This window comes from Microbacterium sp. ZW T5_56, assembly GCF_044987425.1.
In the GTDB taxonomy this organism is placed as follows: Bacteria; Actinomycetota; Actinomycetes; order Actinomycetales; family Microbacteriaceae; genus Microbacterium.
The window spans coordinates 1-518 of sequence record NZ_JBJDRI010000084.1 but is presented as its reverse complement, the minus strand read 5'-3'; the positions used below and the strand labels follow the sequence as shown (position 1 = coordinate 518).

The window sequence follows — 518 nt, the reverse complement described above, 5'->3', positions numbered from 1 at the left end:
GCGGAAACCTCGAGGAGACCGTCACGAAGAACAACCTCGAGGCGGCGGAGGAGATCGTCCGCCAGCTGCGCCTGCGTGACATCGGCGGCATCATCGTGGTCGACTTCATCGACATGGTGCTCGAGTCGAACCGCGACCTCGTGCTGCGCCGCCTGATCGAGTGCCTGAGCCGTGACCGGACGAAGCACCAGGTCGCCGAGGTCACCTCGCTCGGTCTCGTGCAGATGACCCGCAAGAAGCTCGGCCTCGGCCTGCTGGAGACCTTCAGCGAGGCGTGCGACGTCTGCGCCGGACGCGGTGTCGTCGTGCACCACGACCCCGTCGTGAAGCACCGCGCGCCGTCCAACGGCAACGGTCAGCAGAACCGCCGCCAGCGGGGAGGCAGCCCGCAGGGGCCTGCTCAGAGCGCGCCGCCCGTGCAGGTCACGACGCACAGCATCCCCGAGGGCGCGAAGTCCGCTCTCGCTCAGATCGCCGCATCCACTCGAGCGCCGCATGCCGACGAGGCAGCGGATGCC

The 518-nt window shown here is 69.1% G+C and carries 1 protein-coding gene; it reads left to right on the top strand.

The features are described from left to right. The coding region (locus ACI3KU_RS19010) for a ribonuclease E/G (RefSeq protein WP_404923899.1) at positions 1-518 on the top strand (518 nt) is incomplete at both ends.